The organism is Martinezella rhizogenes (genome assembly GCF_000799715.1).
GTDB classification, from domain to species: domain Bacteria; phylum Pseudomonadota; class Alphaproteobacteria; order Rhizobiales; family Rhizobiaceae; genus Rhizobium; species Rhizobium rhizogenes_C.
This window is the reverse complement of sequence record NZ_JUHG01000006.1, coordinates 19,380-27,191: the sequence shown is the minus strand read 5'-3', so window position 1 is coordinate 27,191 and position 7,812 is coordinate 19,380. Positions and strand designations below refer to the sequence as shown.

The window sequence follows — 7,812 nt, the reverse complement described above, 5'->3', positions numbered from 1 at the left end:
GCGGTGCATTCGACCACTCTGCCACCTCTCCGGTTATGCTGGTCGGCGCCGTTGAGCGCGGAGGGCTACATAGCGAGAGACGGGGGGGATGGCAATTTGCGTTTTCGGCACCGGCAGTGTGGCCGCAGCGTGCCTTCATTGGTATGAGTAACGAACTGGGTTTTGAGTCTTCGTATCCTCAAGCGCCGCAGGTAGCCGACGCCCCACATACTTCTCTCGCAGCTCGCCATCGGCTCGGTGCCCCGTAAAACCTATCCTTCCCTCGATGTCGTATCGTGTATGAAAGGGAAACTGCTTCACCGATGCCTTGAACCAGGCTTGCGGCACAAAGACATCGGTCACTACGCCCTCCACTACGGACATCGCCAGCTCCGCACTCTCGGCACGCGTCATCTTCATTCGCCAAATGCCCCTACAAGCCTCATAAGCGCCCAAAGACCTGACAGACTCTCGCCTAAGCGTGAAGAAAACAATTCGGTGATCGCACACCAACCGAGTCGCCATATATTTTTTCACAACGGCATCAACGTGCATCGCTCCAAAATCTCCATTCCCATGGCCGCCTTGCACATTTGATAACCCAGGGAAGGCATCGATCAACGCACCTTCGACATGGAAGGCCTGGTCCTCAGTCATACCGTGACGCTGGATTACATGTATTACATCGAGACCATCGAGCATTATATCTTTTACTCGATCGATCTTTGCAGTAGATCCGTCATCATCATTCTCAGCAAGCTCTTTCTTACTGATTTTTGCTTTGGCGTGATGAAAGACTCTATTGCCATTTCCCTTGCCAATATAGAAAGTTTCCCCATTTCTAGGGTCAATTAGCCTATAAACGTAGTAACCTAACCTATCACGCACCTCCGAAGGAAAGTTGTTATTCCTCAAGTTCCGCCTCCCTGGTTCTATCCACCCTCGTAAGCCTGCCGTAGTAATGTCTGAGCACGCTCAAAGTCGGACATGGACTTCAGCGTCACCTGAAGATCGCCAGTTCCGAAATGACCGACATTTCGAACATCACGAGTGAAGCCATCTTCAAGAACCACCATGCTCGGATCTAGCTTGAGATACAGCGTTACCGTGCGTGCCTGTGGGTAGATCTCCATGCACACAAAATTTTTAAGCCGCTTGAACGCCGTATAGAGCTTCAGCTCTTTGACCTGCACATCGTCGCCAAAACCGACAAGGAATTGGTAAACAGCATCGTAGATGTCGCGCAGACCTGTAGAGGATTGCGATAGCCGATAGCTCATCCTCTGGCTGAGATATGGATCATTTTCCTGGCTAGCTTCTGCAATCTGGTCCGGCACTCCGCCAATCTTCACGTCCACTGAGGCTCTCGCGCTTCCCAAGCGGCTCGTTTTCGGCGCATGCACGAGCTCCAGCATCAGCAAATCCTCGCCGAAGCGTCGGTAGCGTATCAGCTCGATGTTGCGCGCTATCTGCTTAACGGCATGCTCGTCGTATCGCGTGAAGTCTCCGGCGATGCAGATCAATCGCGGCGCAGACCAGTCCACAGCCTTCCCCGCCTCGTGGCCTAGGCGCTCCATCGCCATCCACTGGAACTCCTTGCGGTGGTCGAGCAGCCAGTCGAGATAGAAGAGGCCCTGGTTGATGACGTTCTCGTTCACCGAGCGTTTGTATTCAATGATAACCGGCGAATTGTCTTCGTCCAGGCCGAGTGTGTCGATCCTGCCACTATGCACAGGGCCAGTCGAATGCTCCGTTGCCAGGAAACGAATACCGAGCAAAGCCTCGAGATTTGCCTCAAACAGGTTTTGAAGCGATTTCTCCACTTGCACGGCTGTTCCGGCAAGCTCAGCCACTTGGCCTTCATTGAAATGAAAAAGCTTGATATCGCTCAAAATCCGCCCCGACGATAACCATAGATTGCACTCGAGAGTTCTATTCGCTTAATTGACATTGTCCAGATAAATTGCCAGCGCTCGCCGATCTGGTAGGATCGGTCGCAAATCTTGATGGGGCATGTATAAAGTGACGACACTGAGCTTATCGCAGCTGGAGACTCATCTCTGGCGGGCGGCGGATATTTTGCGCGGATCGATCGATTCCGGCGATTACAAGCATTACATTTTCGGCCTACTGTTCTTCAAACGCCTCTCGGATGTCTGGGAGGAGGAATATGAGGACCGGCTGGCGCGCTATAACGACGCCGACATTGCCGCAGACCCCGAAGAACACCGGTTTGATATCCCGAAAGGCAATTTCTGGCGGGACGTGCGCAAGCACACGACCGATATCGGCACGCATCTGAATGCCGCCTTCCGCGCCATTGAAGACGCGAACATGAAGCTGCGCGGCGTTTTTCAGGATGTCGATTTCAACAACAAGGAGCGCTTTCCGGATGCCATGCTGGAAAAGCTGCTGCAGCATTTCGAGACCTATCGGTTGCGCAACGGCGATGTCGAGCCCGATGTGCTGGGCCAGGCCTATGAATATCTGATCGCGCAGTTTGCCGATGACGCGGGCAAGAAGGGTGGCGAGTTCTATACGCCGAAGATGGTCGTGCGGCTGATCGTCGAGTGCCTGAGGCCAGAAGAAGGCATGTCGATCTATGACCCCACCTGCGGCTCGGGCGGCATGCTGCTTGAGGCGGTGCATCATCTGGAGCGGCAGGGCAAGAACCCGAAAAGCCTGTCATTGTTCGGCCAGGAGCGCAACCTCAATACCTGGGCCATCTGTCAGATGAACCTGTTCCTGCATGATATCGACGACGCACAGGTGGCGCGCGGCGATACGCTGCTGGAACCGAAACATCTGTCAGGCGACAGCGTGAAGGCCATCCGCACCTTTGACCGTGTGCTGGCCAACCCGCCCTTTTCGGCGAAAAGCTGGGGTCATGATGTCTGGTCGAAGGGCGATGTTTTTGGCCGCGACCGCTATGGCTGTCCGCCGAAATCCTATGGCGACCTCGCCTTCGTGCAGCATATGGTGGCGAGCCTGAAGGAAGATGGCGTCTGCGGCGTGGTGCTGCCGCATGGCGTGCTGTTTCGTGGCGGTGCGGAAGGCAAGATCCGCGAGGGGCTGATCAAGGACGATCTGATCGAGGCCGTCATCGGCCTGGCGCCCAACCTGTTTTATGGCGCGGGCATTCCGGCCTGTATCCTGATCCTGCGTAAGACGAAGCCTGCGGCGCGCAAGGGTAAGACGCTCTTCATCCACGCGGCCGACGAATTCATCGCGGGCAAGAAGCAGAACCTACTGACGACTGATCATCTCGGTCATATCGTGAATTGCCTGAACGGCTTTGAAGGAATCGAACAGTTCTCCTACGTCGCGGACTATGCGGAAATCGAGGGCAACAATTTCAGCCTCAACATTCCGCAATACGTGGATCTAGGGAGCGATGAAGACACGGCAGACATAGCGACAGAGTATGCCAAACTGCTCGATCTGCGCGCCGAGCGGAACGATGCGGAAGCTGTGTTGGACATGCACCTGCGAGAGCTTGGCTATGGCGCGTAGCTCTCTGTTTCCACCCAGTGTTCAACCAGGCAAGCCGATACTTCCGCTTTGCCCACCAGGGTGGATAACTGTGCCTTTCGGCGACGTTCTCGAGGTTGTAGAGCGACCGATCGATCTTATCGATAATGTGGAGTATCAACTTGTCACGGCGAAGCGTTCGCGTGGTGGCGTGGTGGCGCGTAGCCGCCTGATGGGTCGCGAAGTCCTCACCAAATCTCAATTCCAAATCGCGCGAGATGATTTTCTGATGTCGAACCGTCAGATCATCCACGGAGGCTGCGGGATCGTTCCTCCGGCGCTCGACGGTGCTGTCGTGTCTAACGAGTATTCGGTGCTCAGAACGAAGTCGAGGCTCTTGCTTGAGTTCCTAGGCTACCTCAGTCACTCGATCTATTTCCAGCAGACATGCTTCCATGCAAGCGTCGGCGTCGATGTGGAGAAGATGGTCTTTGATTGCGAGCGCTGGCTGGAATTCAGGATCAATTTACCTCCACTCCACGAACAGCGCCGCATCGCCGAAATCCTGTCCAGCATCGATGAGGCCATTGCGGCAACGCGGGCGGTGATCGTGCAGACCAGAAAGGTCAAGCAGGGCGTGCTGGAACGCCTGCTCACCAAAGGCATCAGCCACACTCGCTTCAAGCAAACGGAGCTCGGAGAGATCCCGGAGGGGTGGCGGATCGGAACTCTGGGTTCGATTGCGGTGGAACTAGAAGCGGGCGTCAGCGTCAATTCTGAAAATAGGCCAAAACAGCCTGGCGAAATCGGGATACTCAAAACGAGTTGCGTATCGGCAGGAATGTTCGATCCAGAAGAACACAAAGCAGTCCTGCCGAGTGAGTGCGATCGCGTCAAAATTCCCGTTAGGGGCGATCGGATCATTATCAGTCGGATGAACACGCCGAATCTTGTCGGAGCAAATGGCTATGTCGAGAACGATATCGGTGATCTGTTCTTGCCGGATCGGTTATGGCAGTTAAGCACAAGCGAAAATGCCCGTTGGCTCGCATGCTTACTTGCCTCTGATCAAAGCCGCGAGAAACTTTCTGCGATCGCAACCGGGACCAGCGGGTCGATGAAAAATATCTCAAAATCCAAGCTACTTGATCTTCTTCTTGCGATCCCGAGCCAAGCTGAGCAACAAGAGATCGCTTCGATCGTGCAGGAAATTGATGCCTCAATCGCGGCAGATAACCGAAATTTGAAAGCGCAAATTGCTACGAAATCCGCCCTGATGTTCGACCTCCTCACCGGCCGCAAGCGCGTCACCAACGCCTTGCCCATCGCAGCAGAGTAGGCGCCCCATGAGCCACGGTTCCGAATGGCATTTCGCCGAGCGCCCCACGATCGAACATTTGAGGGCCCTGGGCTATGGCTTCGTGGCGCCGGCCGACCATGCCAGCTTGCGCGATGGCGAGAACCAGGTTCTGTTTCGCCCGCACCTCATCGAGGCGCTGATGCGCATCAACGGGATCGACCGCGTCTCAGCCGAGGCCGCTTATGGCGAGTTAGGCGCGATCAGCGACAACGAGGCCTGGCTGAAGGTGCTCCGCGGCGATTACAGCCGCAATGTCGCAGGTCATGAAACACGACTCACGCTGCGTATCGTCGACTTCCTCAATCCAGCCAACAACCAGTTTTCCGTGACGCATCAGCTGCGGGTGAAGGCGGAAAACACGCGGAAGCCCGATGTCGTGGTCTATGTAAACGGCATTCCACTGGTCGTGATCGAGGCGAAAAGCCCGCTGAATGTGAAGGACAAGACCGGCGAAGCGTTCGAGCAGATCCGGCAATATGAGCGGGATATTCCGCGCCTATTCTTCTCCAATATCTTCAACATCGTTACGGATGGCGCGTTGGTGCTCTATGGTGCGACCGGCTCCGGCTCCAAGTATTTCGCGGAATGGCGCGACCCCTGGCCGAAGACGGCTGCCGATTTTCCCGACACGCTCGCCAAGGGTCTCTGGTCATTGCTGGAGCCGAGTCGTCTGCTTGACCTGATCGCGCATTATGTCGTGTTCGAAAAGACTGAGGACGGCACGATCAAGAAGATGTGCCGCTATCAGCAATTCCGAGCTGTCAATCGCATCGTTGACCGCGTGGTCGAGAGCAAGCATCGCCAGGGATTGATTTGGCACACCCAAGGCAGCGGCAAATCGTTGACCATGGTGTTTGCCGCGTTGAAACTGAAGACACACCGGACGATCCAATCCGAGGCGCTGACCAACCCAAACATTCTGGTGCTGACCGATCGCGTCGACCTGCACGACCAGATCAGCGGCACCTTTGTCGCCTGCAGTTTGCCGAACCCGACACCAGTCAAGAGCATCAAGGATCTGCACGATCTGATCCGCAGCGGCAAGGACGGACACACTGCTCTTTCCACCATCTTCAAGTTCCAGGGGTCGAAAGAGCCGATCGAAAATTCCGAGAATTGGATCGTGATGGTGGACGAGGCGCACCGCACCCAGGAAAAGGATCTCGGCGCCTTTCTACGCGCGACGCTGCCGAACGCCCGCTTCTTCGGCTTTACCGGCACGCCGGTGAAGAAGGACGACAAGAACACCTACGAGAATTTTGGTGTGCCGGGAGAAGGCTATCTCGACAAATACGGCATCGACGACGCCGTGGCCGATGGCGCAACCGTGCCGATCTATTATACCGGCCGCAAGACCGATTGGCACATCGACGAAGCGAAGATCGACATTCTGTTCGACACCTGGTTTGCCGAGCTGGCTGACGACAAGCTCAACGAGATCAAGACGCGCGGGGTGCAGATCGAGGATCTGGTCAAGCATCCGCGCCGGATCGAATTGATCGCCTACGACATCTGGACGCATTTCAAGCACTATGCCTGGCCGGATGGGTTCAAGGCGCAGATCGTCGCCATCGATCGCGAGGCGGTGATTCTCTACAAGCAGGCGCTGACCAAGATGATCGCGGAAGATTTGCGAACCGAGGGCATGGAGCCCGCCGAGGCACTGGCACGGGCCGATGCCATGTCGGCTTGCGTCTATTCCATCAACCAGGAAGACAGCAAGCCGAGCGAAGATGCTCACAAGCAGGCGATCCGCACGGAACTGAAGGCGCATTATCTGGATTCCGAGGCCGAGAAGCTGGCGAAAAAGGCATTCGGTCGCAAGGGGGATGATCCGCAGTTCCTGATCGTCTGCGACAAACTGCTGACCGGCTTCGACTGCCCGATCGAAAGCGTGATGTATCTCGACAAGCCTCTGAAGGAACACGGTCTGCTGCAGGCCATCGCCCGCACCAACCGCGTTTCCGACGCCAAGAAGCGCAACGGCTTGATCGTCGACTACATTGGCGTCTCCGGCCATCTGGAGGAGGCGCTCTCCTCCTACCGCGCCGATGACGTGAAGAACGCCATGCGCGACCTGGACGATCTGCGCAACCAGCTGCGGGCCGCGCATTCAGCTGTCGCTGCCCTCATGAAGCCGCTGAAACGCAAGGCGAGCGACAAGGGCGGACTGAAGGCGGAATATGATGCCTTCGTGAAGCTGCTGGGCACCGAGGACAAGTGGTTCGACTTCAAAGCCCAGGCACGCAGCTTCATCGCGCTTTATGAGACGCTGAGCCCGGACCCGAGCGTGCTGAATTTCACGGCCGACCTGAAGTGGGTCGCCAACTTCCTGCTCTATGGCACACAGCACTTCGAGAAGCGCCAGGCCTTCGACCAGATGAACTACAGCGAGAAGATCCGCGAAATGCTGGAAAAGCATCTTGAAGCAACCGGCCTCAGCGTCACCGTCAAGCTGCGCCACATCACCGATCCGGATTTCTGGCGGGACTTCGAGATCGAAGGCAAGTCTGAAGAAGATTTGATGACAGCTGCAATCCGCAAGACCACCGAGCTGCGCAAGACCGTGAGCGAACGGATCGACGACAGCCCGCATCAATATGGCAAGTTCTCCGAGCGGCTGCGTCAACTTCTCGAACGACTGGAAAGCGCGCAGCTCAGCTGGGCCGACAAGCTGAAGGCAGCCGAGGAACTAGCGAAAGACATCGCCACTGAAGACGAGGCCCATGTCGAAGCCGGCCTCTCTCCTGGCGCTTATGGCCTCCTGCAGATCCTGACGAGCTTCGGGACCGGAACCGAGGACGAGAGCCTAGCGATACAACTGGAAGGACTCTATACGAGTCCGGAGACAGCTCCCAACGGATGGTGGGAGAAGGATGGACTGCGCAAGAGCCTGCGTCAGCAGGTGCGCTCCATGGCACATCTGGCTGGCCTTACACAGTTGAAAGAAATTCCTGACCAGGTGGAAGCCTATGCCCTGAAGCACTTTGCGAGGCAGTGAC

At 56.3% G+C, this 7,812-nt stretch carries 5 protein-coding genes; 3 read left to right on the top strand and 2 right to left on the bottom strand.

The features are described from left to right. Positions 1-135 precede the first annotated feature (135 nt). Together EX00_RS31405 and EX00_RS03700 are read right to left on the bottom strand one after the other, a co-directional pair. A complete protein-coding gene (locus tag EX00_RS31405; RefSeq protein ID WP_047454285.1) occupies positions 136-894 on the bottom strand; it encodes an LEM-3-like GIY-YIG domain-containing protein in 759 nt (252 codons plus the stop codon). Between the two features lie 17 nt (positions 895-911). Beyond that, positions 912-1,871 carry a DUF5655 domain-containing protein gene (locus EX00_RS03700; protein WP_047454283.1) on the bottom strand — a complete coding sequence of 320 codons (960 nt, stop codon included), beginning with the start codon at positions 1,869-1,871 and terminating at the stop codon, positions 912-914. A gap of 130 nt (positions 1,872-2,001) precedes the next feature. Here EX00_RS03700 and EX00_RS03695 point away from each other — a divergent pair, with 130 nt between their 5' ends. The 3 genes from EX00_RS03695 to EX00_RS03680 all read left to right on the top strand — a co-directional run bounded on the left by EX00_RS03695 (position 2,002) and on the right by EX00_RS03680 (position 7,811). After that, complete coding sequence (locus EX00_RS03695) at positions 2,002-3,492, top strand: type I restriction-modification system subunit M (RefSeq protein WP_047454292.1); 1,491 nt, start codon at positions 2,002-2,004, stop codon at positions 3,490-3,492. Between the two features lie 70 nt (positions 3,493-3,562). Then, positions 3,563-4,789: a restriction endonuclease subunit S gene (locus tag EX00_RS30725; protein WP_052210670.1), complete on the top strand. Its 1,227-nt coding sequence runs from the start codon at positions 3,563-3,565 to the stop codon at positions 4,787-4,789. Between the two features lie 7 nt (positions 4,790-4,796). Then, positions 4,797-7,811, top strand: coding sequence for a type I restriction endonuclease subunit R (locus tag EX00_RS03680; protein ID WP_047454281.1), 3,015 nt, complete (start codon positions 4,797-4,799; stop codon positions 7,809-7,811). Position 7,812 lies beyond the last annotated feature (1 nt).